Source organism: Actinoplanes ianthinogenes, from assembly GCF_018324205.1.
Lineage (GTDB): Bacteria > Actinomycetota > Actinomycetes > Mycobacteriales > Micromonosporaceae > Actinoplanes > Actinoplanes ianthinogenes.
Genome location: NZ_AP023356.1, coordinates 1,710,432 through 1,733,654 on the forward strand (window position 1 = coordinate 1,710,432; position 23,223 = coordinate 1,733,654).

General features: G+C 72.4%; 18 protein-coding genes. 8 read left to right on the top strand and 10 right to left on the bottom strand.

What is annotated here, in order from left to right; genetic code table 11:
* The first annotated feature begins 43 nt into the window (after nt 1–43).
* The 3 genes from Aiant_RS07880 to Aiant_RS07890 are packed head-to-tail and all read left to right on the top strand — an operon-like array spanning nt 44 to nt 2,906.
* On the top strand, nt 44–1,108 hold the full coding sequence (locus Aiant_RS07880; RefSeq protein ID WP_189332670.1) for an FHA domain-containing protein: 1,065 nt from the start codon (nt 44–46) through the stop codon (nt 1,106–1,108).
* The gene (locus Aiant_RS07885) at nt 1,108–2,676 is read left to right on the top strand and encodes a serine/threonine protein kinase (RefSeq protein ID WP_189332669.1); all 1,569 of its coding nucleotides are present in this window, start codon (nt 1,108–1,110) and stop codon (nt 2,674–2,676) included. The genes Aiant_RS07880 and Aiant_RS07885 overlap by 1 nt, the downstream gene beginning before the upstream one ends.
* 47 nt (nt 2,677–2,723) lie before the next feature.
* Entirely contained in the window at nt 2,724–2,906 is a 183-nt protein-coding gene (locus Aiant_RS07890) for a hypothetical protein (RefSeq protein ID WP_189332668.1), read from the top strand.
* A 49-nt stretch (nt 2,907–2,955) separates the two neighbouring features.
* On the opposite strand, the gene Aiant_RS07895 is transcribed toward Aiant_RS07890, so the two are convergent.
* A complete protein-coding gene (locus Aiant_RS07895) occupies nt 2,956–4,395 on the bottom strand; it encodes an MFS transporter (RefSeq protein ID WP_189332667.1) in 1,440 nt (479 codons plus the stop codon).
* A gap of 74 nt (nt 4,396–4,469) precedes the next feature.
* Here Aiant_RS07895 and Aiant_RS07900 point away from each other — a divergent pair, with 74 nt between their 5' ends.
* Nucleotides 4,470–5,030 (top strand): TetR/AcrR family transcriptional regulator, encoded by a 561-nt coding sequence (locus Aiant_RS07900; protein WP_189332666.1) that lies wholly within the window; start codon nt 4,470–4,472, stop codon nt 5,028–5,030.
* Between the two features lie 16 nt (nt 5,031–5,046).
* On the opposite strand, the gene Aiant_RS07905 is transcribed toward Aiant_RS07900, so the two are convergent.
* The 4 genes from Aiant_RS07905 to Aiant_RS07920 all read right to left on the bottom strand — a co-directional run bounded on the left by Aiant_RS07905 (nt 5,047) and on the right by Aiant_RS07920 (nt 8,369).
* On the bottom strand, nt 5,047–5,652 hold the full coding sequence (locus tag Aiant_RS07905; protein ID WP_189332665.1) for a lysoplasmalogenase: 606 nt from the start codon (nt 5,650–5,652) through the stop codon (nt 5,047–5,049).
* Complete coding sequence (locus Aiant_RS07910) at nt 5,649–6,476, bottom strand: sterol desaturase family protein (protein ID WP_189332664.1); 828 nt, start codon at nt 6,474–6,476, stop codon at nt 5,649–5,651. Before Aiant_RS07910 ends, Aiant_RS07905 begins: the two co-directional genes overlap by 4 nt.
* Nucleotides 6,473–7,168: a FadR/GntR family transcriptional regulator gene (locus Aiant_RS07915; protein WP_189332663.1), complete on the bottom strand. Its 696-nt coding sequence runs from the start codon at nt 7,166–7,168 to the stop codon at nt 6,473–6,475. The genes Aiant_RS07910 and Aiant_RS07915 overlap by 4 nt, the downstream gene beginning before the upstream one ends.
* A gap of 97 nt (nt 7,169–7,265) precedes the next feature.
* Nucleotides 7,266–8,369: a hypothetical protein gene (locus Aiant_RS07920; RefSeq protein WP_189332662.1), complete on the bottom strand. Its 1,104-nt coding sequence runs from the start codon at nt 8,367–8,369 to the stop codon at nt 7,266–7,268.
* A gap of 223 nt (nt 8,370–8,592) precedes the next feature.
* On the opposite strand from Aiant_RS07920, the gene Aiant_RS07925 reads away from it, so the two are divergent.
* The gene (locus tag Aiant_RS07925) at nt 8,593–9,603 is read left to right on the top strand and encodes a LacI family DNA-binding transcriptional regulator (protein WP_212846995.1); all 1,011 of its coding nucleotides are present in this window, start codon (nt 8,593–8,595) and stop codon (nt 9,601–9,603) included.
* Between the two features lie 21 nt (nt 9,604–9,624).
* On the opposite strand, the gene Aiant_RS07930 is transcribed toward Aiant_RS07925, so the two are convergent.
* The 3 genes from Aiant_RS07930 to Aiant_RS07940 form a co-directional block, all read right to left on the bottom strand.
* A complete protein-coding gene (locus Aiant_RS07930; protein WP_189332661.1) occupies nt 9,625–11,838 on the bottom strand; it encodes a putative bifunctional diguanylate cyclase/phosphodiesterase in 2,214 nt (737 codons plus the stop codon).
* A gap of 70 nt (nt 11,839–11,908) precedes the next feature.
* Nucleotides 11,909–12,577, bottom strand: coding sequence for a response regulator (locus tag Aiant_RS07935; protein ID WP_189332660.1), 669 nt, complete (start codon nt 12,575–12,577; stop codon nt 11,909–11,911).
* Nucleotides 12,574–14,106: a sensor histidine kinase gene (locus Aiant_RS07940; RefSeq protein ID WP_189332659.1), complete on the bottom strand. Its 1,533-nt coding sequence runs from the start codon at nt 14,104–14,106 to the stop codon at nt 12,574–12,576. Before Aiant_RS07940 ends, Aiant_RS07935 begins: the two co-directional genes overlap by 4 nt.
* A gap of 78 nt (nt 14,107–14,184) precedes the next feature.
* Here Aiant_RS07940 and Aiant_RS07945 point away from each other — a divergent pair, with 78 nt between their 5' ends.
* The 3 genes from Aiant_RS07945 to Aiant_RS07955 all read left to right on the top strand — a co-directional run bounded on the left by Aiant_RS07945 (nt 14,185) and on the right by Aiant_RS07955 (nt 17,380).
* Nucleotides 14,185–15,486: a cation:dicarboxylate symporter family transporter gene (locus Aiant_RS07945; RefSeq protein WP_189332658.1), complete on the top strand. Its 1,302-nt coding sequence runs from the start codon at nt 14,185–14,187 to the stop codon at nt 15,484–15,486.
* 101 nt (nt 15,487–15,587) lie between these two features.
* Complete coding sequence (locus tag Aiant_RS07950; protein ID WP_189332657.1) at nt 15,588–16,571, top strand: ATP-binding cassette domain-containing protein; 984 nt, start codon at nt 15,588–15,590, stop codon at nt 16,569–16,571.
* On the top strand, nt 16,568–17,380 hold the full coding sequence (locus Aiant_RS07955) for an ABC transporter permease (RefSeq protein ID WP_189332656.1): 813 nt from the start codon (nt 16,568–16,570) through the stop codon (nt 17,378–17,380). Before Aiant_RS07950 ends, Aiant_RS07955 begins: the two co-directional genes overlap by 4 nt.
* Here Aiant_RS07955 and Aiant_RS45515 read toward each other — a convergent pair.
* Complete coding sequence (locus tag Aiant_RS45515) at nt 17,377–21,210, bottom strand: AfsR/SARP family transcriptional regulator (RefSeq protein WP_229830511.1); 3,834 nt, start codon at nt 21,208–21,210, stop codon at nt 17,377–17,379. The genes Aiant_RS07955 and Aiant_RS45515 overlap by 4 nt on opposite strands.
* A 1,187-nt stretch (nt 21,211–22,397) precedes the next feature.
* Nucleotides 22,398–23,132: a TrmH family RNA methyltransferase gene (locus Aiant_RS07965; RefSeq protein ID WP_189332655.1), complete on the bottom strand. Its 735-nt coding sequence runs from the start codon at nt 23,130–23,132 to the stop codon at nt 22,398–22,400.
* Nucleotides 23,133–23,223: the final 91 nt, after the last annotated feature.

Genomic DNA, 23,223 nt, shown 5'->3' on the forward strand with positions numbered 1-23,223 from the left:
CTTGGTCCCCATGGCCGCGAACGCCTCGCAAGAAAGGGCCCCGATGAGCGATCTGACGGTCTCCTACAACGGGCGCGAGGTCGTCCTGCCGCCGGGCCGCTCCGCCTCCTTCGGCCGCGACCAGGGCTGCGACATCTGCCTGGATCCGGACGACCTGTGGGTGAGCCGCACCGCCGGCGAGTTCCGGTACGACGAACGCGGTTGGTCCGTGGTGAACGTCAGCGGCAAGCGGACCCTGCACCTGTCCACCGACGGCGTCGTGGTTCCGCTGCCGCCGACCCTGCCACCGACCGAGCCGGCCACCTGGCCGCTGACCGGCGCCTCCTGCGACCTGCACCTGTTCGGCGAGGACGGGCTGTACACCCTCGGCCTGCGACTGACCGGCCCGGCCGGCCCGGCACTCCCCCGGGCCGGCGGAGCATCCGGACTCACTCCGGAACGGCGCCGGATCGCGGCGGCGCTGGGGTCGAATTACTTCCTGCCCTGGCCGGAGTACGATCCGGCGCCCCGCAGCTACCGGGACACCGCCGGCTCGCTGGGCCTACCGGAGTCGAAGGTGGTCGACGAGATCGGCCGGCTCCGCCGCATACTGGCCCGCGCACGGGTGCTGCCCGACCAGCCGGACGCGGACCCGCGCCGTCCGGTCGTCGAGTGGTTGATCGCGCTCGGCTGGGTCACGGCGGCCGACCTCCGGCCCCTGCCGCCCGGCGCGGGCCAGCCGCGGCGGCTGACCACCCGGGCACCGTCCGACCATGGAAGCCACGACGCAGGCACCTCCCCGCTCCACGACGAGGTCATCCGGATCGCTGAGGAGACAGCCCGGCACATCGCCCCGCACCTGCGACAGAGACTGGCGGCGCACTACGGGCCGCAATGGTCCACCCTGGTCGGGCCGGGCGGCCGCCCGGCCTCCCTGCGAGATTTCCGGCAGTGTCTGGCGTTGCTGGCTTTCGATCAGGCAACCGTGGGCTGGGCCGTCCAGTCGTGCCGGAACGACGCCCGGCAACTCAACCACTTGGCCAACAGGGCGGCTCACCGGGACACGCTGGACGGTGGTGACGTACATCGGGCGCGCCTGCTCGGTGCCCAGATCCGCGAGCGCTTCTGATGTCCGGCGACTATCACGTCGGACCGCCCGACGATCCGGACAAGTACCGGCTGCGACACGAGGTCGGTGTGGGTGGCGAGGGGGCCCTGTGGCAGGCCGAACACGAGATCCACGGTGGTTCTGAACTGGTCGCCATCAAGATGCTTCGCCCGGATCGGGATGTCACGGAGTGGCGTACTCGGTGGATGGAACAGGCGGACCTGCTCCGGCACATCAGCGGGCCGGGGATCGTGGCGGTGCATTCCGCGTTCCTCGGGGCCGAACGACATCCGCCCGGCGCCGCCGGAGCTCCCGACACCACGCTGTACCTGGTGATGAACTGGGTCGACGGCGACAATCTCTACGACCGGCAGCCGTTCAGCCGTAAGGACGCGTTTCGCACGCTCGGTCAGATCGCCTCCATTCTCGATCGCTTGCACAGCGGGGCGGCGACGGGCTCCGGGCGGGTGGTGTGCCACGGGGATCTCTCCCCGGCCAACGTGATGATCAACCAGGACGGCCAGGCGATCCTGATCGACTTCGGGCTGTCGCAGCTCCGGCGGACTACCGCGGACGCTCCGATGGGAACGCCCGGATACATCGCCCCGGAGTTGTTCTCCGGCGGCGAGTACAGCCCGGCCTCCGACCGGTACGCGTTCGGTTGCCTGGCCGTCTTCCTGCTGACCGGCGCTCCACCGGCTGACGAGCCGGCGAAGCAGCTGGCCGCCCACCAGGGTGTGCCGCCGGAGGTGGTCGCCCCGATCTTCGCAGCAGAACCGGACGACCGGCCGGGCGCCGCGGAGTGGCTGCGTTCCATCCGCAACAGCGCGACCACCGCGATCGGCGCGGACTCCGTGGCGCCCCGCCCGCCGATGCCGACGGCGGTACCGGCCGCGGGTTCGAACACCCTGGGTTTCGTGATCCTCTCGCTGCTGGTGGTCAGCCTGATCTGGTTGTCGGCGCTGAACGAGTACTCGAACGCCACGCTGATGCACATCGCCGGGCAGATCCTGCTGCCGGTGGCCGTCGCGGCACCCTTGGTGGCGGTCGGCATGTCCCTGGCGGCCTATCCGTCACGCTCGGTCCGGCTCGGCGCGGCGGCCGTCCTGGTCGGAGGCGGATTTCTGCTCGGGCGAGCGGCCTTGTCGGGCTTGTGGTGGACGGCGGAGGCCAACGCCGTGGCGGCTGTCCTCAGCTTCTTGATCGTCCTGCTTTCCGTGCCGGTCGGGTTCTTCCTGCGCAGAGTTTCGGCGCCACCGCGGTGGAAGACCCTGCCGACCTGGTTGGGGCTGGTGGCCGTCGGGATCGGCGGCGGTGCCGCCATTCCACCGATCATCGAATTGGCGCGTTTCCGGCCGGGAGAGAGCATGGTGGAGCCGGTCGGCCTGGGTTTCGTCACGACGGTGTCAGCCGCTCTCGTCGCCATGATCGCGTATTTCATGGTTCAGGTGCCCGGCAGCGGCAGGGCACTCGGCCGCTTGGCGCGGCTGCTGCGTCGCGTCCGGCGATCCGTGATCGTCGCGCTCGCCGCCGTGTATGTCTTGCTGTGCTGCACCTTCTTCATCCTGGCCGGCAATTCCTCGTTCTGAGAGACAGCCACGGCTAGCGGAGGGCAAAAACGGGTATGTGCCCCACCATGAGTGATCTTGAGCCGGAGAGCTTCGCCGAGTTCGTGACCACGGATGGGCCTGGTTCGGCGGATGTCAGCCAGCTGCCGCCGGTGGACGATGCGGACACCGGGGAGACCGAGTCCGCGCTGCGGGACGACGACGTGGAACGCGTGCCGGAGGAGGCGGACGAGCAGGAGTTGTACCGATGAGCCGAGGCCGGGCCCCCACCCGGGGCCCGGCCTCGGCGACCGGATGAGCTCAGACCTCGACCGGGGTGAGCTCGGGCAGCGCCGCCGGCGTCGTCTCCGGCGTGGAGGCGGCGGCGCGGCGGGCCGGGACCAGCAGCGCGACCAGGAACGCGGCCGCGCTGGCGCCCGCGAGCAGCAGGAACGCCTCGGTGTAGCCGGACTCGGCGGGCAGGCCGTGCGCGCCGGGGTGGCCGGTGACCACGGAGCTGACGACGGCGGTGCCGATCGAGGCGCCGATGGTGCGGATGTTGGTGTTCATGCCGCTGGCGACCCCGGTCTGGTGCATCGGGACGCTCTGCACGATCAGGTTGATCATCGAGGAGTAGAGCAGGCCGAGGCCGATGCCGAAGACCGCGCCGGCGACCGCGACCAGGACCCTGCTGTCGTGGGCGAGCGCCAGGCTGAGCGCGGCGAGCGTGCCCAGGCCGGCACCGATGAGCAGCTGCGCCTTGTTGCTGACCCAGCGGGTGAGCGGGCCGCTCAAGGAGCCGAACACGGCCATGGCCACCATCATCGGGAGCATCAGCAGGCCGGCGCCGGTCACCGTGGCGCCGAATCCGTAACCGGTGCTGGCCGGGACCTGCATGAGCTGCGGCAGGAAGGCGAAGACGCCGAACATCGCGGCGCCGAAGAGCAGCGAGACCAGGTTGGTGGTCCAGACCGCGGGCAGGCGCATCATCCGCATGTCGATCAGGGGCTCGGCCGACCGCAGCTCGCTGAGCATCCAGCCGGCGAAGAAGACCACGGCAAGAGCGAAGGCGATCAGCGTACGCCCGGACGCCCAGCCCCAGGTGGCGCCCTTGCTCAACGGGAGCAGCAGGGCGACGAGCCAGCCGGCCAGCAGCACGGCGGAGAGCCAGTTGATCCGCCCGCGAACGCCCGCCGGCGACGGTGGCACGACCCGCCAGGCGGCGAGGGCGACCAGGGTGACGGCGACCATCGGGATCCAGAACAGCCAGCGCCAGTCGAGCCAGCCGACGATCGGGCCGGCCAGCACGATGCCGAGACCGCTGCCGCTGGCGATGACGGCGGCGAGGATGCCGATCGCGGAGGACACCCGGTGCGGCGGGTAGACGTCGCGGATGATGCCGAAGGAGATCGGGAAGACGGCGGCGCCGAGGCCCTGCACGACGCGGGCGACGATCAGCACCGTCACGCTCGGGGCGACGGCGGCGAGCAGGCAGCCCAGGGCGATGGCGCCGAGCGCGACCAGCAGGGTGCGGTCCTTGCCGATGGTGTCGGCGATCCGGCCCATCAGTGGGGTGGCCACCGAGGCGGCGAGCAGCCAGGCGGTCAGCACCCACGTGACCGTGCCGGTGGTGGTGTGCAGGTCCTGCTGGATCGTCGGCAGGACCGGGGTGACCAGGGACTGCATGAGGGCGAACGCGGCAGCGGCCGCGGCCAGCACCGAGAAGGTGACTCGCGGGGTCGCCTGGTAAAGTCGAGGCATGCCTCCAGATTAGCGGAGGGGTGCCTCCGGTTTGCAAGCGGGTTTCGCCCGGGGGTGACGTGAGGAGGGTCACCATGTCTGACGTGCCGGTCGCGGTGCGCCGCCCCCAGCGGGCCGACGCGCGGCGTAACTTCGACGCGCTGCTCGCCGCCGCCCGGGAGATCTTCGCGGAGCAGAGCACCGACGCGTCGCTGGAGGAGATCGCCCGGCGCGCGGGCGTCGGCATCGGCACGCTGTACCGGAATTTCCCCACCCGGCGGGACCTGTTCGAGGCGGTCTACGTCGAGGAGATCAACCAGCTCAGCGCGGCCGCCGAGGCGGTCGCCGACCTGCCGCCGTGGGAGGCGCTGCGGGCCTGGCTGGACCGGTTCGTGGGCTACGTGGTGACCAAGCGCGCGGTGATGGACGCGCTGAACCGGGATTCGGAGCTGTTCAAGGCCTGCCGGGTCACCATGTACACGGCCGGCGAGCCCCTGATGGAGCGGGCCCGGGCGGCCGGCGACGTGCGGGCGGACGCGAGCTTCGACGACGTGCTGCGGATGATCTCGGGCCTGGTGTCCGGCACGTTCGTCGACGAGGCGCAGCGGGACCGGGTGCTGACCTTCGCGCTCGACGGGATCCGGGCCCGCGGCTGACGAGGGCGGCCGCGGGTCACGTGCTGTGGGCGTACGCCGAATCGGGTTTTTTGATCGTGAAGCCTGTGACGATCAGGTAGAGCGCCGCGGCGTAGGTGGTCATGATCAGGACGCCGGAGGCCGGGACGTGCAGGTCGGCGGCGCCGGCGCCGATCATGAGGTCGGAGAGCAGGAAGAGGGCGCCGCCTGCGGCGGTGCGGCGGGAGACGCCGACGGCCGCGGCGGCCATGGCGGCGAGGGCCAGGCTGTAGATCAGGATCGGGATGCGCAGGGCGCCCAGCCGGCTCCCGAGCAGGGCGTTCACCGTGGCCCAGAGGATGCCGTAAACGATGAAGGCCGGGATGCGCGGGCGGGCACGGCGCAGGAACGCGGTGAGGAAGCAGAGCTGGGCGCCGAGGAAGAAGGCCATCCCGGCGAGGAAGGCCGACCGGCCGTCGATCAGCAGGGCTACGTCGCCGAGGAAGGCGAAGACCAGGCCGGCGCTGAGCCAGCTCCGCTCCCGGACGTACCAGAGCAGGAGCGGTGCCAGCAGCGGCTTCGTCACCCACTGGACGGCGGTCCAGCCGGCCGCCACCGCGATCACCTCGAGGATCGCGACGGCCAGGAAGAGCTTGAGTTTCATCCGGCGGGCTGCCAGCCGGGCCGGCCGAACACGTAGCCGAGACGGGCCCGCCAGCCGGTGGCGGCGCGCAGGTCACGCCAGATCGCGGCGTACTCGTGAGTGGCCACCTTGAGCGGGTTGTACGTGGTGATGTTCGTGGTCAGGCCGTACGTGACCCGCTCGCCCTCCGGCTCGAAGCTGCGGAACATCCGGTCCCAGACGATCAGGATGCCGCCGTAGTTGCGGTCCAGGTACGGGTCGTTGGAGCCGTGGTGCACCCGGTGGTGGGACGGGGTGTTGAAGAACCACTCGATCGGCCGGGGCAGGCGGTCGATCCGCTCGGTGTGCAGGAAGAACTGGTACGCCAGGCTGATCGACTGCTGCAAGAAGATCATCCACGGTGGGAAGCCGAGCAGCGCCAGGGGCAGCCAGAACGGCAGCGACGTCATCGGGGTCCAGCTCTGCCGCAGCGCGGTGGACAGGTTGTAGAACTGGCTGGAGTGGTGCACCACGTGGCTGGCCCAGAGCACCCGGACCTCGTGGTGCAGCCGGTGGAACCAGTAATAGGCGAGGTCGTCGGCGAAGAACAGCAGCACCCAGACCCACCAGTGATGCGGGTCCAGTCTGATCGGGCTGAGGACGTAGAGACCGGCGTAGACGACGGCGGTGAACAGCTTCCACGGGAAACCGATCACCTGGCTGCCGGCGCCCATGGTCAGGCTGGTCGCGGTGTCCCGGGCCTCGTAACCACGCTCCTCGTCGTCGGGCAGGAAGCGGTAGGACAACACCTCCATGACGATCAGCAGCAGGAAGGCGGGGACGGCGTAGAGCACGGCGGGAATCAACGGACGGTCTCCTTCGCTTGCAGGAGGCCGCGCGCGGCCTCCTCGGCCTCGGCAGCGCCGCCTGCCTCGATCAGGGCGGCGAGCTTGCGATGGGCGGCCACGTTCAGGATCTCTTCGGTACGCAGGTGGGGCGGCACCTGTCCGACCGCCAGCGTCCCGGCGGTCAGGCTGTTGAAGGCCAGCAGGTACGCGATGTTGCCGGAGCCCTCGATGATCCGCCGCCACAGGGCGAGGTCGGCGAGCCGCATCGCGGCCAGGTCGGGAACCGCGGCGGCGTAGGCCTCCACGGCGTCGCTCACCCGTCGTTTCGCCTCGGGGGTGGCCCGCAGGGCGCAGAGCCGGGCGGCGTCGGCGCCGATGCAGGCGCGCATCTCCAGCACGTCCCGGGCCAGCGTCTCGACCGGCAGCACGTCCTCGGCGGCGGTCAGCGCCATCGCCAGGTCGAGCCCGGCGGTGGCCCGCCAGTCGAGGACCCGGGTGGCGCCGCCCTGACTGACCTTGACCAGGCCGAGCTGCTGCAACCGGCGCAGCGCCTCGCGGATCGCGTGCCGGTTGACCTCGAACGTCGCGGCCAGCTCACGCTCGCTGGGCAGCGCGTCGCCGGCCGGGTAACGACCGCTCAGGACGGCGTCGCGCAGCTGCCCGAACACGTGGTCGGAGACGGACTGGCGGGGTGCGGGATCGAAATCCATGGACGGCAGTGTGCCCGGCAACACATCAACCCGTCAACTGGTTGGACCAGTTAGCGCACCGGAAAAAGCCGGGACGTCTCCGCCCCGGCTGCGATCGTCAGCGCCGTCCGAACAACCGTCGCCAGCCGCTGGGCCGTGGCCGGGGCGGAACCGGCTCCGGCGCCTCGTCCGCTTCCGCCTCCTCTTCCTCGTCGTCCTCGCTCTGCCGCAGGACGGCGTGGGCCAGCGCCTTCTCCCCCTCGACCGCGCCCGGCGTGACCAGCATCAGGTGCGCCAGCGACGACCAGATCATCACCGGCCGCGGCGCCTCGGTCGCCGCGATCAGCCGGTCGCGGACCAGGTCACGTACCTCGGCGCGCAGCTCCGGCTCCCGGTAGGCGGCGGTGACCAGGGCGAACAGCGCCGCGTCGGAGACCCAGTCCTCGACCCCGAAGGCCAGGTCGACCAGCACCTGGCGGCGGGTCGAGGTGGCCCACGGCTGATCCTTCGCGTGGTGCAGGATGCCGAGGCACACCCAGGGCTGGAGCAGCCGGTACCAGTACACCGGGTCGGACTTGGCCAGGACCTGGTAGCGCGGGATGTCCGGCGCCTGCGGCGGGTGCACCAACAGCCCCAGCAGGTCGTCCAGGCCCAGCTTGCCGAGCGGCTCGGCCTGCGCGTACCCGGCGAGCGGCGACGGCCACGGCTCGGCGGCGACCCGCTGGAGCAGCTCGGCCGCCTCGGCCGAGGGCGGGGCGACCGCCGGCTCCGCGTCACCGCCGCGGTAACGCCAGACGGCGTACGTCCCGGGCCGCAGCGGGACCCGCGGGTCCGGCTGCCCGAAGTCGGCGATGCCCACCGGCACCGGCCCGGCCACCCGCAGGAACGCGGCGATCGCGCTGGCCGGCTCCGGGCCGGAGATGCCCAGCTCGGTGACCGCGAGGTCCTTGCCGGCCGCCCGTTCCCGGACGATGTCCCGGGTGATGCTGACGACCGACTCCTGCGGCATCGGCACCCAGTTGAGCCAGGTCTTCCGGTGCCCGGCCATCGCGAACAGCATGTCGGTGGTCGCGCAGGCGTGCGGATCGTCGGCGACCGCGACCAGGTCGGCCACGTCTCCGGAGGTCCGGAACCGCAGCGCCCGCCGCGCGGCCTCCCGGTGCGGAAAGCCGTCGTCCGCGGCGAGTTCCCTGAGCTTGGCATCCACGTCTTCGCTGACCATGGCGGGAGAGCTTAATCGGTCAAATGCGAATCCGCGCCCCATCCGGCCGCGGTCGGCGAACCGGTGGTCCGGCCCGGGAACACCCCGCTTACGGTACGACCTGAGCACGCTCACGCCGCTCCCGGACCCTGCCCGTCGAAACCTTTCGGAGAGATTTCGGGGTCGATCGGCGGGGGTGTACCGTGCCGATCACATGACGTAGCCGTTCGACGGGGGAATCATCGTGTCGACGCGCCGGCCGACGCTGACCGAGATCGCCCGCGAGGCGAACGTGGCTGTCTCCACGGTTTCGAAAGTCCTCAACGGGCATACCGACGTCGCGCCGGCCACCCGGCGGACCATCGAGAAACTGATCGTCGAGCACGGCTACCGGCGCCCCCGGGCCGCGCGCCGGACCGGACGCCGCACCGACCTGATCGACCTGGTGATGGACCGGCTGGACAGCGCCTGGAGCCTGTCCCTGCTGTCCGGGGTGGAGGAGGTGATCGAGGAGGCCGGGCTGAGCCTGGTGGTCTCCTCGGTGCACAACCGGCAGTCGCTGACCCGCCGCTGGGTCGACTCGCTGCTGGCCCGCGGCTCGGAGGGGGCGATCCTGGTGCTCTCCGGGCTGACCGAGGCGCAACGCGCCGACCTGGAGCGCCGCGGCCTGCCGTTCGTCGTGGTGGACGGGGCCGGCCAGCCGCCGCCGGAGGTGCCGTCGATCGGCGCGACGAACTTCGCCGGCGGGTACGCGGCCACCGAGCACCTGATCGGACTCGGCCACCGGCGCATCGCCGTGATCGGCGGGCCGGAGCCGTTGCCGAGCACCCGGGCCCGGATCGCCGGGTACCGGGCCGCGCTGGAGACGGCCGGGATGCCGGCGGACCGGCAGCTGGTGCGGTACACCGGCTTCCAGCACGAGGACGGGTTGCGGGCGACCGCCGCGCTGCTGGAGCTGGCCGACCCGCCGACGGCGATCGTCGCGGGCAGCGATCAGCAGGCGACCGGGGTGTACGAGGCGCTGCGCCGGGGCGGGCGGAGCATCCCGGCGCAGGTGAGCGTGGTCGGCTTCGACGACCTGGCCTTCGCGCGGTGGATGGCGCCGCCGCTGACCACGGTGCGGCAGCCGCTGCACGAGATGGGGGTGGCGGCGGCGCGGACGCTGCTGCGGTTGATCAACGGGGAGCGACTGGAGTCGACGCGGATCGAGCTGGCGACGGAGCTGGTGGTGCGGGAGAGCACGGCGGCGCGCTGATCGGCGTACGCGAATCGGGTTTTAGATCTTGGCGGTCGTGAGCGGGCTGAAATCCGGATCCGGGACGGGTTTGCCGAAGTAGTAGCCCTGCGCGTATTCGTAGCCGAGTTCGCGCAGGTAGGCGGCCTGCTCGGCGGTTTCGACGCCCTCTGCGACGGCGCGCAGCCGCAGGCCGTTGCTGACCCGGATCAGGGCATCCGCGATCACCGCCCGCTCGCCGCCCGCGGTGATCTCGTCGACGAACGACTTGTCGACCTTGAGGACGTCCACCGGTACGGTGCGCAGCAGGCCCAGCGACGAGTGCCCGGTGCCGAAGTCGTCCAGCGCGATCCGCACTCCGGCCGCGTGCAGGGTCTCCACCGCGTGCACCGCGGTGCCGCCGCCGAACAGCGCGGTCTCGGTCACCTCGACCAGCAGCTCGGCGGGGGCCAGCCCGCACTCGTCGAGGATGCCGGCCACCACCGCGGGGAAGCCGGGTTCGCTCAGCTGGCGGGCGGAGACGTTGACGCTGACGTAGTCGGGCGCGTCCGGGCCCAGCGCCCGCCAGCCGGCGAACTTGTGGCAGGCGGTCCGCATGACGAACTCGCCCAGCTCGACGATCAGGCCGTTGTCCTCGGCGATCGGGATGAAGTCGACCGGGCTGACGAACCCGCGCACCGGGTGATGCCAGCGGACCAGCGCCTCGACCGCCCGGATCCGGGTGGTGCGCAGGTCCACGATCGGCTGGTAGACCACCCGGAAGTCGCCGTCGTCCAGGCTGTGCCGCAGGTCGGCGCCGAGCCGGGCGGCCGCGTCGGCGCGCTCGTCCAGCTCCGGCGTGTAGATCATCAGCTGGCTGCCGGCCGCCCGGGCGGCGTAGCGGGCGGTGTCCGCACGGCGGACCAGCTCGGGCACCGGGACCGCGCCGCAGTCCTCGCTGTCGGCCACCCCGAGCCGGGCGTTGAGCAGCAGCTCGTGCTCGCCGGAGACGACCGGGCGGCGCAGCAGGTCGACCAGCCGGGCCACCACGGCGTCGCCCTCGTCGTCCCGGGCGTCCCCGACCAGCACGGCGAACTCGTCGGCGCCCATCCGGGCCACCGCGTCGCTCTCCCGCAGCGAGGCGCGCAGCAGGGTGGCCACGGCGGCCAGCGCCTGGTCCCCGGTCGCCCGGCCGAGCCGGTCGTTGACGTGCTTGAACCCGGCCAGGTCGAGCATGATCAGCCGGCAGGGGCCCGCGTCCACCCGCTTGGCCGCCTCCTCCTCGAAGGCGCGCCTGTTCGGCAGGCCGGTCAGGTCGTCGAGCATGGCCAGGTCGTGCAGCCGGCGGGCCTGGCTGTGCACCCGGGCGATGTACCCGGACATCCGGGTGATGATCAGCAGGAACAGCGCCATCGAGCCGATCCCGACGGCGAGCCAGCTCATCTGCCCGCCGCCGTGCTCGCCCTGCACCAGCAGGATCGCCGGGACCAGCAGCATCGAGGCGGTCAGCGCGAGCAGGCGGCTCCAGCCCAGGCTGTCGCCCTCCTCGGCGGGCGCGGTGGCCGGGGCCGGGTGGGCGGCCGCGGCGGCCCAGCAGACGTAGGCGACCAGATAACCGGCCGAGACGTAGGTGCTGCCGGTGAGCATGAAATCGGGCAGGAGCGTGTAGACCACGTTGCAGGCCAGGGTGACCACGCCGCCCGCGGTGAGAAGCCACATGCTCGGGGTGCGCGGCCCGCGGCGCAGCAGCATCGGCACCAGCAGGGCGCAGAGCAGCACCCCCATGGTCGGATAGCCGGCGGTCACCGCCCGGGCCAGCGGCGGCACGGCCGGGTCGACCAGGATCGGCGCGATCACGAACGTCCAGTACACGATCCCGACGCTGATCGCCACGATCGCCGAGTCGATCAGGTTGCCGGACCAGATCGGGCCGCGCCGCCGGGTCAGCCGGAAGAGCGCGACCAGCAGCATCGGGTAGGCGCCCAGGTAGAACGCGTCCGCCCAGGAGGGGAACGGGGGTGGCTGCCCGGACAGCAGCGGGACGGCGTAGACCAGGTCGCCGGCCGCCCAGGAGGCGATGCCGCCGGCGAAGGCGTACCAGGCGGACAGCCGGCGGCGGCGGGCGCCGGCCATCATGATGGCAACGGCTCCGACCGCGAGCAGCGAGGACAGGACGACCGAGGGCCAGCCGTAGGGCAGCAGGGCGTACCCGGCCGCCACGGCCGTGCCACCCACCAGCCAGGCGAGCCACCCCGGGGGCCGCCGGAGACCCGTCACACCCCCTCAGATCGGCACTACCCCGGCCGAGTTGAGCCACCCGGGGTGAGCCGCTCGACACACCCGCTGATCAGGCCGGGCGGTATTCGACCTCGGGGCGGCCCGGGCCGCCGTAACGGGGGCTGCGGATCGCGCGGCCGGACTCGGCCAGGTGTTCCAGGTAGCGGCGGGCCGTCACCCGGGACGTGCCGGTGCGGGCCGCCACCTCGGCCGCGGACAGGCCCGGGGTGGCGCGCAGCGCGGACAGGATCAGGTCGAAGGTGGCCGCGTCCAGACCCTTCGGGAGGCTGTCCGGCGGACTGCCGCGCAGGGTCGCGAAAACCCGATCGATCTCGTGCTGGGCGGACACCTCGGTGGACTCGCGCAGCTGGCTGCGGTATCGGGCGTAGCGGTCCAGCTTGTCGCGGAAGGCCGCGAAGGTGAACGGTTTCAGCAGGTAGTGGGTCACTCCCAGGGCGACCGCCTGGCGGACCACGGCGAGGTCGCGACTGGACGTCACGGCCAGCACGTCGGCGTTGCCGCCGGCCGCGCGCAGGGCTCTCGCCAGGTCGAGACCGTGCCGGTCCGGGAGGTGGAGATCCAGCAGGATCAGATCGACCTCTTCGGTACGCAACACGCCCGTCGCCTCCCGGGCCGAGTGCGCCACCCCCACCACGGTGAACCCGTCCACCCGCTCGGTGTAGGCCCGGTGCGCCTCGGCGATCAGCGGCTCGTCGTCCACCACCAGCACTCTGATCATGACGGGACCGGCAGCCGTACCGTGAGGACCGCGCCGCCGCCGGGAGCGGGCGCGATGCCGTAACCACCGCCGTGCCGCTCCGCGACCTGCCGGACCAGCGCCAACCCGACGCCCCGGCCCGGGCCCGGCTTGGTGGTCCAGCCGCGCCGGAAGGCGGCGGCGGCCTGGTCCGGCGTCAGGCCGGGCCCGGTGTCGCGGACCTCGACCACCACCTGCCCGTCGTCCTGGCGGACCAGCACCCGCACCCGGCGCGGCGCCGGCGCGCCGGCCACCGCCTCCAGCGCGTTGTCGACCAGGTTGCCGACCACGGTCAGCAGGTCGCGGCCGGGCAGCGGGGAGCCGTCCAGCTGCGACTCCGGGTCGACGGTCAGCTCCACGCCGCGTTCGCCGGCCTGCGCGGACTTGCCGAGCAGCAGGGCGGCCAGGGCCGGTTCGCGGACCGCGCCGACCACCCGGTCGGTGAGCTGCTGGGCGAGCGCGAGCTCCTCGGTGCCGAGCCGGACCGCCTCCTCCGGCTGTCCGAGTTCGACCAGGGTGAGCACGGTGTGCAGACGGTTCGCGGCCTCGTGCGCCTGTGCACGCAGCGCCTCGGTCAGGCCGTGCGCCGAGTCCAGCTCGCCGGTGAGTTGCCGCAGCTCGGTGTGGTCGCGCAGGGTCAGGACGGTGCCCTGCGAGTCGCCCGCGAACCGGCGGCTGCCGACCAGGATCCGGTCACCCGCGAGAATCGGCTCGTCCACCATCGGATGTCGCTCCGCGATCAGCGCGGCCACCTCCTCCGGGATCTCGTCCTGGATGCCCAGCAGGCGCCTGGCCTCGTCGTTGATCAGCTCGACCTCGCCGGTGCGGCCGGTCACCACCAGACCCTCGCGGACGGCGTGCAGGACGGCGTCGTAGTACTCGTACATCCGGGTCATCTCGGCCGGGCCGAGCCCGTGGGTCTGCCGGCGCAGCCGGCGGCTGAGCAGCCAGGACCCGGCCGCGGCCAGGGCCAGCGCGGCCCCGGTGGCGACCGCGACCGCGGGCAGCTGGGCGAACAGGCCACGGTTGATCGTGGCGGTGGTGATCCCGACCGCGACCAGGCCGACGATCAGCCCGGACTCGGCGCGGATCGGCACCACGGTCCGCCACGAGTCGCCCAGGCTGCCCCGGTACTCCTCGACGACCACTCCCCCGGCCAGCGCGCCGTCGACCGAACCGGCGAACGGCAGGCCGATCAGCTTCTGGTTCGGATGCGTGTAGCGGGTCCGGTCGGGGGCCATCACCACGACGAAGTCGGTGTGCGTGGCCAGCCGGGTGGCCTCGGCGTACGGCTGGAGGATCCGGCTCGGGTCGTCGGCGCGCAGCGCGGCGACCACCGCCGGGGACCAGGCGATCGTCTCGGCGACCGCGGTGACCTGACCGATCGCCGCGTTGCGCGCGTCCCGCCGGGCGAGCAACACCGCGCCGGTGGTGCAGACCGCGACCAGCAGGGTCACGACCAGCACCTGCAGGGCGAACAACTGCCGGGCGATACTCCAGCGTCGGGCCATCGGTCCTCACGTTTCGGGCTCGTGAACAGAATGACCGTAATGGTGATCAGCGCTGAGACCTAGACCACAGTCTCGGCCATGAAGGATCGCACCCGCTATCTGTACCCGGCCGTCATCGTGGCGGTCCTGCTCGGCATCGCGGTCGGCCTGCTCGCCCCGGACACCGCGGTCGAGCTGAAGCCGATCGGCACCGGATTCGTCAACCTGATCAAGATGATGATCAGCCCGGTCATCTTCTGCACCATCGTGCTCGGCGTCGGCTCGGTCCGGCAGGCCGCCAAGGTCGGCAAGGTCGGCGGCCTCACCCTCGGCTACTTCCTCACCATGTCGACCGTGGCGCTGGCCATCGGCCTGGTCGTCGGCAACCTCATCCACCCGGGCTCCGGCCTGCACCTGGACGCCACGGTCGCGGCCGCCGGGCAGAAGCAGGTCGGCGAGACCGCGAGCGAGACCACCGCCGACTTCCTGCTCGGCATCATCCCGACCACGCTGATCTCGCCCCTGGCCGGCAGCCAGGTGTTGCAGACGCTGCTGGTCGCGCTGCTGATCGGCTTCGCGCTCCAGTCGATGGGCGACCGCGCCCAGCCGGTGCTCACCGCGATCGGCGTCTTCCAGCGCCTGGTCTTCCGGGTGCTGGCCATGCTGATGTGGCTGGCCCCGATCGGCGCGTTCGGTGCGATCGCCGCGGTGGTCGGCTCGGCCGGCGTGGACGCGCTGATCAGTCTCGGCCAGATCATGCTCGGCTTCTATCTGACCTGTGTGCTCTTCGTGTTCGGCGTGCTCGGCCCGCTGCTCTGGCTGGTCGCCCGGATCAACATCCTGCGGCTGTTCCGATACCTGGGCCGGGAGTTCCTGCTGATCCTGTCCACCTCGTCGTCCGAGTCGGCGCTGCCCCGGCTGATCGCGAAGATGGAGCACGTCGGGGTGAGCAAGCCGGTGGTCGGCATCGCGGTGCCGACCGGGTACTCGTTCAACCTGGACGGCACGGCGATCTACCTGACCATGGCGTCGCTGTTCATCGCCCAGGCGACCGGCCACCCGCTGTCGATCGCGGAGCAGGTCTCGCTGCTCCTCTTCATGATCATCGCGTCGAAGGGCGCGGCCGGGGTGACCGGCGCCGGGCTCGCCACGCTGGCCGGCGGGTTGCAGACGCACCGGCCGGAGTTGGTCGACGGGGTCGGGCTGATCGTCGGGATCGACCGGTTCATGTCCGAGGCGCGGGCGCTGACCAACTTCGCCGGCAACGCCGTCGCGACCGTGCTGATCGCCGTCTGGACCAGGGAGTTCGACCGGGAACGGGCGAACCTGGTGCTCGGCGGCGGCGACCCGTTCGACGCCGTCGCGCCCGCCGAGGAGGAACCGGCGCTGGAGAAGGTCTGATCCCTCGCACAGGGCGCTGTCACGGCCGTGCCAGCGCCCTGTGCGGATCATGCCAGTCCGCCCCCGCACTCTCGATGTCGTAACCGGGATGAGGGGGGATCGTGGACGATCTCGTAGTGCGCGCCGAGGGGTTGCGCAAACGCTTCGGTCAGACGCAGGCGCTCGACGGGGTGGACCTGGCCATGCGCCGGGGCACGGTGCTCGGTGTGCTGGGGCCCAACGGGGCCGGCAAGACGACCGCGGTGCGGGTGCTGGCGACGCTGCTGCGCCCGGACGAGGGCACCGCGTACGTGGCCGGCATCGACGTGCTGCGCGAGCCGCAGAAGGTACGCCGCCGGATCGGCCTGACCGGCCAGTACGCCTCGGTCGACGAGGACCTGACCGGCACTCAGAACCTGGTGCTGATCGGCCGGTTGCTCGATCTGACCAGTAGGGACGCCAAGAAGCGGGCCGTCGAGCTGCTCGAATGGTTCGACCTGACCGCGGCGGCGGGGCGCCCGGCCAAGACGTACTCCGGTGGCATGCGCCGCCGCCTCGACCTCGCCGCCAGCCTGGTCGGCCACCCCGAGGTGATCTTCCTCGACGAGCCGACCACCGGGCTCGACCCGGCCAAGCGCGAGGACATGTGGGGCGTCGTGCGTACCCAGGTCGCGCAGGGTTCCAGCGTGCTGCTGACCACGCAGTACCTGGAGGAGGCGGACGCCCTGGCCGACGAGATCGTGGTGGTGAACCACGGCCGGGTGATCGCCCAGGACACGCCGGACGGCCTCAAGCGCCGGGTCGGCGGGCAGACCCTGCGGATCCGGCCGGCGGATGCCGCACGGCTGCCCGACGTACTGAAAATTCTTGATGCCGTAGCCGCGCCCGGCACCAACGCCGCGCCGGACGACGCGGCCGGATCCCGGCCCGGCGCCGCTTCCGTGCCGGTCACCTCGGACCACGCGCTCGACGACGTGATCCCGGCACTGCGCCGGGCCGGCATCGAGATCAACGAGTTCGGCCTGCACCTGCCCAGCCTGGACGAGGTGTTCCACACCCTGACCGGCGACAAGGGCGACATCGAGAAAGCAGAGGCTCTGGTATGACCACGGCAGTTCTCGCCAAGCCGGCGACCCTGGACGCCCCGCGGCGCGGCGGGCTGATCCGGCACAGCGCCGCGCTCGCCAAGCGCAGCCTGATCAAGACCGTCCGCACCCCGGAAGCCCTGATCGACGTCACCATCCAGCCGATCATCTTCCTGCTGATGTTCACCTACCTGTTCGGCGGCGCCATCGCCGCCGACGGCGACCGGCACGGCTACCTGCAACTCCTGCTGCCCGGCATGCTCGCCCAGTCGCTCGCGATGGGCGGCATCGCGCTCGGCCAGAACCTGAACGCCGACATCGAGAAGGGCGTCTTCGACCGGTTCCGCTCCCTGCCGGTGTCCCGCTCGGCGCCGCTGGTCGGCGCGGTCGGCGCGGACATCGTCCGCTACCTCACGGTGTGCCTGGTGACGCTCGGGGTCGGCACCGTCATGGGCTTCCGGATCGAGACCGGCGTGACGCCCACCCTCGCCGCGATCGCCCTGGCCATCGGGTTCGGCCTCTGCTTCGGCTGGGTCTCGGTCTGGGTCGGCATGCTGGTGCGCACCTCCGGCGCGGTGCAGGGCGTGATGTTCCTGCTGGTCTTCCCGCTGTCGTTCGGCAGCAACGTGTTCGTCCCGACCGAGACGATGCCCGGCTGGTTGCAGGGCTTCGTCCACGTCAACCCGATCACTCATCTGGTCAGCGCGGAACGCGGCCTGCTGGTCGGCGGCCCGGTCGCCCACCACCTGCTGATCACCCTGGCCTGGATGGCCGGGCTGCTGGTGGTCTTCGTCCCGCTGGCCCTGCGCGCCTACAACAAGCGCACCTAGGAGTTCAACGCGCGGTTCAACTGGCCCGGATCGATCCGGGCCAGTGCCGTGTTCGGGTCCAGGCTGAACCCGGCGGCGTACGCCTCGGCGAACGCCTCCTCCCCCAGCACCGCCCGGTTGCGCCGGGTCAGCTCGGCCACCTGCAGGTCGGTCGGGTCGTGCGCACCCCGCAGCCGGGCGCCCGCGCCGAGCAGCTGCGCCGCCTCCCGATGCCGGCCGAGCAGGTCGGCCAGCCCGGCCGCGCCGATCGCGACCAGCGACAGGATCGGCATGTCGCGGGTCGCCTGCGCCGCCGCGTACGCCCGCACCAGCGCCCGCTCGGCCCGCCCCGCGTCACCGCGCCGCAACGCCAGCGCCGCGCGCACCCCCTCGATGATCGCGGTGCCGTGATCACCGTTCATGAACTCCAGCGCGTCGATCCGCAGCCCGTCCTCGGCCTTGCCGAGCAGTTCCTCGGCCTCGTTCAGATCGCCCAGCGCGACCAGCATCCCGGCCTCCAGCGCGTCGATGAGCAGCATCATCTCCGGCGTCGCCGAGCGGCCGGCGCGGTCCCGGGCGCTGCGCAGCGCGGCCCGCGCCTCGTCCGGCTCGCCGCGGCGCAGGTGCAGGTCGGACCGGCGCAGGTCGATGAAGACCTCGTCGCCCAGGTCCAGCGACCCGAACTCGGCGGCCAGCTCCTTCGCCCTGGTCAGGTCGGCGAGCGCGCCGTCCAGGTCACCCTCGTACTGCCGGAGCAGGGCACGCAGCGGCAGCACGGTGGCCTGGCCCCAGCGGTCGCCGGCCTGCCGGAACCCGGAGAGCGCGTCGGTCACGTCGCTGCGCACCTGCGGGATGTCGCCGGCGTTCTCCGCGACCTGGGCCCGGAACAGCTGGGCCAGCGCGGTCACCCAGCGGTCCGGCCCGGCGACCAGCTCGTCCATCCGGACCCGGGCCTCGTCGGTCCGCTCCGCCATGTAGAGCACCACGGCCGCCAGCGCGCCGATCAGCCCGGGCAGCCGCGGGTGGGCGAGCAACCGGTCGGCCAGCTCGTGCAGCCGCTGCCGCCGCTGGTCGGCGGACTCCAGGGCCATCATGGCCTCCGAGCTGACCCGGTTCAGCGTCACCACCGCCTCGGCGCAGTCGAGCGTCAACCGGTCCCGCTCGCCGGGCACGCTCAGCGCCTCGTGCAGCCAGAACGCGGCGTCGGCGTGCCGGCCGAACATCTGCCAGTACCAGACCAGGCTCATCGCCAGGCGCAGCGCCCGATCGGCCTCGCGCTGGTCGCACAGGTGGCGGAGGGCGGCGAGGGCGTTGTCGTACTCGGCGCGCAGCACCTTGAGCGAGGCCAGCTGCTCGGCGGTGCGCAGCAGCGGGTCGTGCTCGGCGACCAGGGCGGCCAGGTGGCGCGCGGCCAGGTCCCGGACGGCGGTGAGCGTGCCCTGCTCGGCCAGGCGGTCGATGCCGAACTCGCGCAGCGTCTCCAGCATCCGGTACCGCCCGTCCGCCGCCCGGTGCAGCAGCGACTTGTCGACCAGGGCGGCCAGCAGCTCGGGGATCTCCGGCGTGTCCGGGCACACCGCGCTCGCCGAACCGACGGTCACCCCGCCGGGCAGCACCGACACCCGGTCGGCCAGGGCCCGCTCGTCGTCGGCGAGCAGATCCCAGCTCCACGCGATCACCGCACGCAGCGTCCGGTGCCGCGGCAGCGCCGTGCGGCTGCCCGTGGTGAGCAGCCGGAACCGGTCGTCCAGCCCGTTCGCCAACTCGGTCAGCCCGAGCGTGCGCAGCCGGGCGGCGGCCAGCTCCAGCGCCAGCGGCAACCCGTCGAGGCGGCGCACGATCTGCACCACCGGCGTCACGGTCGTCGCGTCCACCGCGAACCCGGGCAGCACCGCCGCGGCACGCTCGGCGAACAGCCGGACCGCCGCCGACCCGCGCGCCTCGTCCAGCTCGTCGCCCTCCGGCACCGCGAGCGGCCCGAGCGGCACCAGCGCCTCCCCGTCCACCGCGAGCGGCTCCCGGCTGGTGGCCAGGATCCGCAGCCCCGGGCACCGCACCAGCAACGCCGTGACCAGGTGCGCCACCGCGTCGATCAGATGCTCGCAGTTGTCCACCACGAACAGGCACTCACGCCCGGCGAACTGGTCGACCAGCACGTCGACCTCGCCCCGCCCCTCGAACCGGATCCCGGAATTCTCGAAGATCGCCGCCGCCCGCAACCCGGTCGCGGTCAGCACGGCAGCCGGCAACTCGGCCGGCGCGGTCACCGACGCCAGGTCGATCAGCCAGACCCCGTCCCGGTACTCCCCCCGACGCCGCCGCGCCGCCTGCGTCGCCAGCCGCGTCTTGCCGGCCCCGCCGGGCCCGAGCACGGTGATCAGCCGCCCGCCGCCGAGCAGATCGTCGACCCTCTCCAGGTCGGCCTCCCGGCCGATGAAGCTGGTCAGTGGTTCCGGCAGGTTGCTTCCCGCAAGGAGGTGCTCGTCATTTTTCGGTACGTCCTGGTCCGCCCCGCCCAGCGCATCGGACGTCCGCGTCCCGGACTCGCGCGAGTCCCCGCCCGTCCAGTGCCCTCGGTCCCGCGCCGCCGCGGACTCCAGACCGCTGAACCCGCTCCCGTCACGGCCCGCCGCCGGCCCCGGACTTCCATCACGGCCCGCCGCAAACTCCGGACCGCCTTTCTCGCGGCCCGGCGCAGACTCAGGTCCGCCGCTGCCAGGGCTCGCCGCGGACCCTGGTCCGCCGCTGTAATCGTCTGCCGCAGACCCTGCTCCACCCCTGTAATCGTCTGCCGCGGACCCTGCTCCACCTCTGTGACCGCCTGCCGCAGACCCTGCTCCACCCCTGTAATCGCCTGCCGCAGACCCCGCGCCGCCCCTGTAATCGCCTGCCGCAGACCCCGCGCCGCCCCTGTAATCGCCTGCCGCAGACCCCGCGCCGCCCCTGTAATCGCCTGCCGCGGACGCTGAGCCGCCTCCGTAATGGCCTGTCGCGGACCCTGAGCCGCTTCCGCCACGGTTCGACGCCCGCTCACGGCCCGCCGTCGGCCCCGGGCCGCCGGGCCGCTGCTCCCGGGCGCGGCCCGTTGTCGGCTCCGAACCGCGGAGCAGCCGCAAGTGCCGCTCCCGCAACGCCGCCCCCGGATCGGCCCCGAGGCGCTCCGCCACGTCCTCGCGCACCCGCTCGTACAGATCGAGGGCCTCCGCCTGCCGCCCCTGCGCGGCCAGCGCGTCCATCAGCAGCCCCACCACCCGCTCGTCCAGCGGATGCTCCTCGTGCAGCCGGCTCAGCCGCGCCTCGGCCACCTCGGGCCGGCCCAGCCGCAGATCGGTCTCGGCGGTGTCGGCCAGCGCCGCCGCCACCGCCCGCCGCAGCCGCACCCCGACCGCCTCCGCCACCGTGCCCACCTCGGCCGCCACCGCCCCGCGGCGCACCAGCGTGGTCGCCTGACCGAGCAGCTCGGCCGCGCCCGGCGCGTCACCGTCCCGCAGCCGCTGCCGCCCAGCGGCCGCCAGCCTCTCGAACCGGATCACGTCCACGTCGTCGCCGCTCACCGCGAGCCGGTAACCGCCCTCGTCCTGGGTGACCGCCTCGGCGTCGCCGAGCACCCGCCGCAGTCGCGACACCAGCGACTGCAACGCGTTGGCCGGATCAGCGGGCCGCTCCTGCGGCCACAACGCGTCGACCAGCGTCCCCGCCCCGACCGGCCGCCCGGCGGCCAGCGCCAGCCGGGCGAGCAACCCGCGCAGCCGGGCACCGGGCACCGCCAGATCGGCACCCTCACGCCGGACCCGCAACGTCCCGAACAGCTCGACCCGCAACCGGCCGGCACGCTCCCCGTGCTCGCTCACACCGCGATCCTCTCGCGCCCCGCCGACCCACACCAAACCGGTACCGGGGCATGGCTGAGCTCATCCACAGACAGGAGTCGGTGTGCTCCGTTCGTACCCAGCTGACGTGCCCGGCGCCCGTCCGGGCTCGCGGCGGAGCAGGCTCGCCGCACCAGCCCACAGAACAACCGGTCACGGCCTCGGCCTGCGCCCCAAGCCACGCAGGCACCTGGTCACCACCCCACGCAGCCCCCTGATCGCGGTCTGCACCCCAAGCCACGCAGCCACTGGTCACCGCCCCAGCCGCCACCCACGGCCCCCGCCAGTCACGACCGCACCCCAAGCCACGCAGCCACTGGTCACCGCCCCAGCCGCCACCCACGGCCCCGCCAATCACGACCGCACCCCAAGCCACGCAGCCACTGGTCACCGCCCCAGCCGCCACCCACGGCCCCGCCAATCACGGCCGCACCCCAAGCCACGCACCCGCTGGTCACCGCCCCAGCCGCCACCCACGGCCCCGCCAATCACGGCCGCACCCCAAGCCACGCACCCGCTGGTCACCGCCCCAGCCGCCACCCACGGCCGACCATGATCCGGTCAGATCCGGTCAGATCCGGTCCGCACCCGCCTCCGGTCCGCAATCCATTCGCCGACCTAAGTCCGACTTTTCCGGTACATCCGCAACCTCCGGGTCGCGCTTCCGGCTGGCCCGATGTCGTAACCGGGTACTGGACGCGGCCATGGAACCCAGCCCACAAACTCGGCTGGCCCTCATAGCCCTAACCGGACACAAGAAAGGGCCACAGAGACCAGCCCGACCGACCCGGCTGGCCCCCACAGCCCTAACCAGACACAAGAAAGGGCCACAGAGACCAGCCCGACCAACCCGGCTGGCCCCCACAGCCCTAACCAGACACAAGAAAGGGCCACAGAGACCAGCCCGACCAACCCGGCTGGCCCCCACAGCCCTAACCAGACACAAGAAAGGGCCACAGAGACCAGCCCGACCAACCCGGCTGGCCCCCACAGCCCTAACCAGACACAAGAAAGGGCCACAGAGACCAGCCCGACCAACCCGGCTGGCCCCCACAGCCCTAACCAGACACGAGATGGGGCCGTAGGAACCAGCCCGACAAGCCCGGCTGGCGGTGACTGTCGTAAGCGGGGACGGGGCCCCGAGGGCGGCCGGCAGTGCGGGGCCGGGGTCAGGCGGTCATCCAGCGGCGGGAGTACAGGGTGATGGCGACCGAGGTGGCCAGGTTCAGGCTGGAGACGTCGGGACGCATCGGGATGCGAACCCGGACGTCGGCGCGCTCCAGCAGCGCCGGCGAGAGCCCGTCGCGCTCGGTGCCGAAGGCGAGGACGGCCCGGTCGGGGATGGCGGCCGGGGAGATCTCGACACCGTCCGGGTCCAGGGCGACCAGCGGGCGGCCGGTCAGGGCGGCGACGTCGGTGCGGGCGACCGGGAGGGCGTAGTGCAGGCCGGCCGAGCCACGGATCGCCGCCGGGTCCCACGGGTCGCTGACGCCGTCGGTGAGCACGGCGGCCGCGCCGGCGGCTGCGGCCACGCGGATCACGGCGCCGACGTTGCCCAGGTTGCGGGGGTCTTCGAGGAAGACGATCGGGTCCGGCAAGGAGGCGCGCAGCACGGCGGCGACGTCGACGGACGGGCGTTCCGCGATGGCGATGACCTCGGTGCGGACCGGGTTCTTCGAGAGCTGCCGGAACGCGTCCCGGGGCACCGGGCGGGCCAGCTCGCGGAACCGGCCGAGCAGGTCGGGCGCCAGGTCGGCGGCGAGCCGTTCGAGCTGCTCCGGGTCGACGGCGGCGACGTGCCGGACGGTGGCGCCGAACCGGAGGGCGTGCTTGAGGGCGTGGAATCCTTCGAGCACCGCCAGGTCACGGTCGGCGCGAGCCCGGGCGAACTCGGCGAGGGTCATCGCGGATGATTATGACGAGCGCGCCCAGAGCGTACGCAAATAGGGGTTTGATTTTCATCTGCGGGCCACCTTGGCTGCATAACGTGCGCGG

Bases quoted from the DNA above. Each gene is read 5' to 3' on its own strand.
- Aiant_RS07880 (WP_189332670.1), top strand. From the start codon at position 44: ATGAGCGATCTGACGGTCTCCTACAACGGGCGCGAGGTCGTCCTGCCG.
- Aiant_RS07885 (WP_189332669.1), top strand. From the start codon at position 1,108: ATGTCCGGCGACTATCACGTCGGACCGCCCGACGATCCGGACAAGTAC.
- Aiant_RS07890 (WP_189332668.1), top strand. From the start codon at position 2,724: ATGAGTGATCTTGAGCCGGAGAGCTTCGCCGAGTTCGTGACCACGGAT.
- Aiant_RS07895 (WP_189332667.1), bottom strand. From the start codon at position 4,395: ATGCCTCGACTTTACCAGGCGACCCCGCGAGTCACCTTCTCGGTGCTG.
- Aiant_RS07900 (WP_189332666.1), top strand. From the start codon at position 4,470: ATGTCTGACGTGCCGGTCGCGGTGCGCCGCCCCCAGCGGGCCGACGCG.
- Aiant_RS07905 (WP_189332665.1), bottom strand. From the start codon at position 5,652: ATGAAACTCAAGCTCTTCCTGGCCGTCGCGATCCTCGAGGTGATCGCG.
- Aiant_RS07915 (WP_189332663.1), bottom strand. From the start codon at position 7,168: ATGGATTTCGATCCCGCACCCCGCCAGTCCGTCTCCGACCACGTGTTC.
- Aiant_RS07920 (WP_189332662.1), bottom strand. From the start codon at position 8,369: ATGGTCAGCGAAGACGTGGATGCCAAGCTCAGGGAACTCGCCGCGGAC.
- Aiant_RS07935 (WP_189332660.1), bottom strand. From the start codon at position 12,577: ATGATCAGAGTGCTGGTGGTGGACGACGAGCCGCTGATCGCCGAGGCG.
- Aiant_RS07940 (WP_189332659.1), bottom strand. From the start codon at position 14,106: ATGGCCCGACGCTGGAGTATCGCCCGGCAGTTGTTCGCCCTGCAGGTG.
- Aiant_RS07945 (WP_189332658.1), top strand. From the start codon at position 14,185: ATGAAGGATCGCACCCGCTATCTGTACCCGGCCGTCATCGTGGCGGTC.
- Aiant_RS07955 (WP_189332656.1), top strand. From the start codon at position 16,568: ATGACCACGGCAGTTCTCGCCAAGCCGGCGACCCTGGACGCCCCGCGG.
- Aiant_RS07965 (WP_189332655.1), bottom strand. From the start codon at position 23,132: ATGACCCTCGCCGAGTTCGCCCGGGCTCGCGCCGACCGTGACCTGGCG.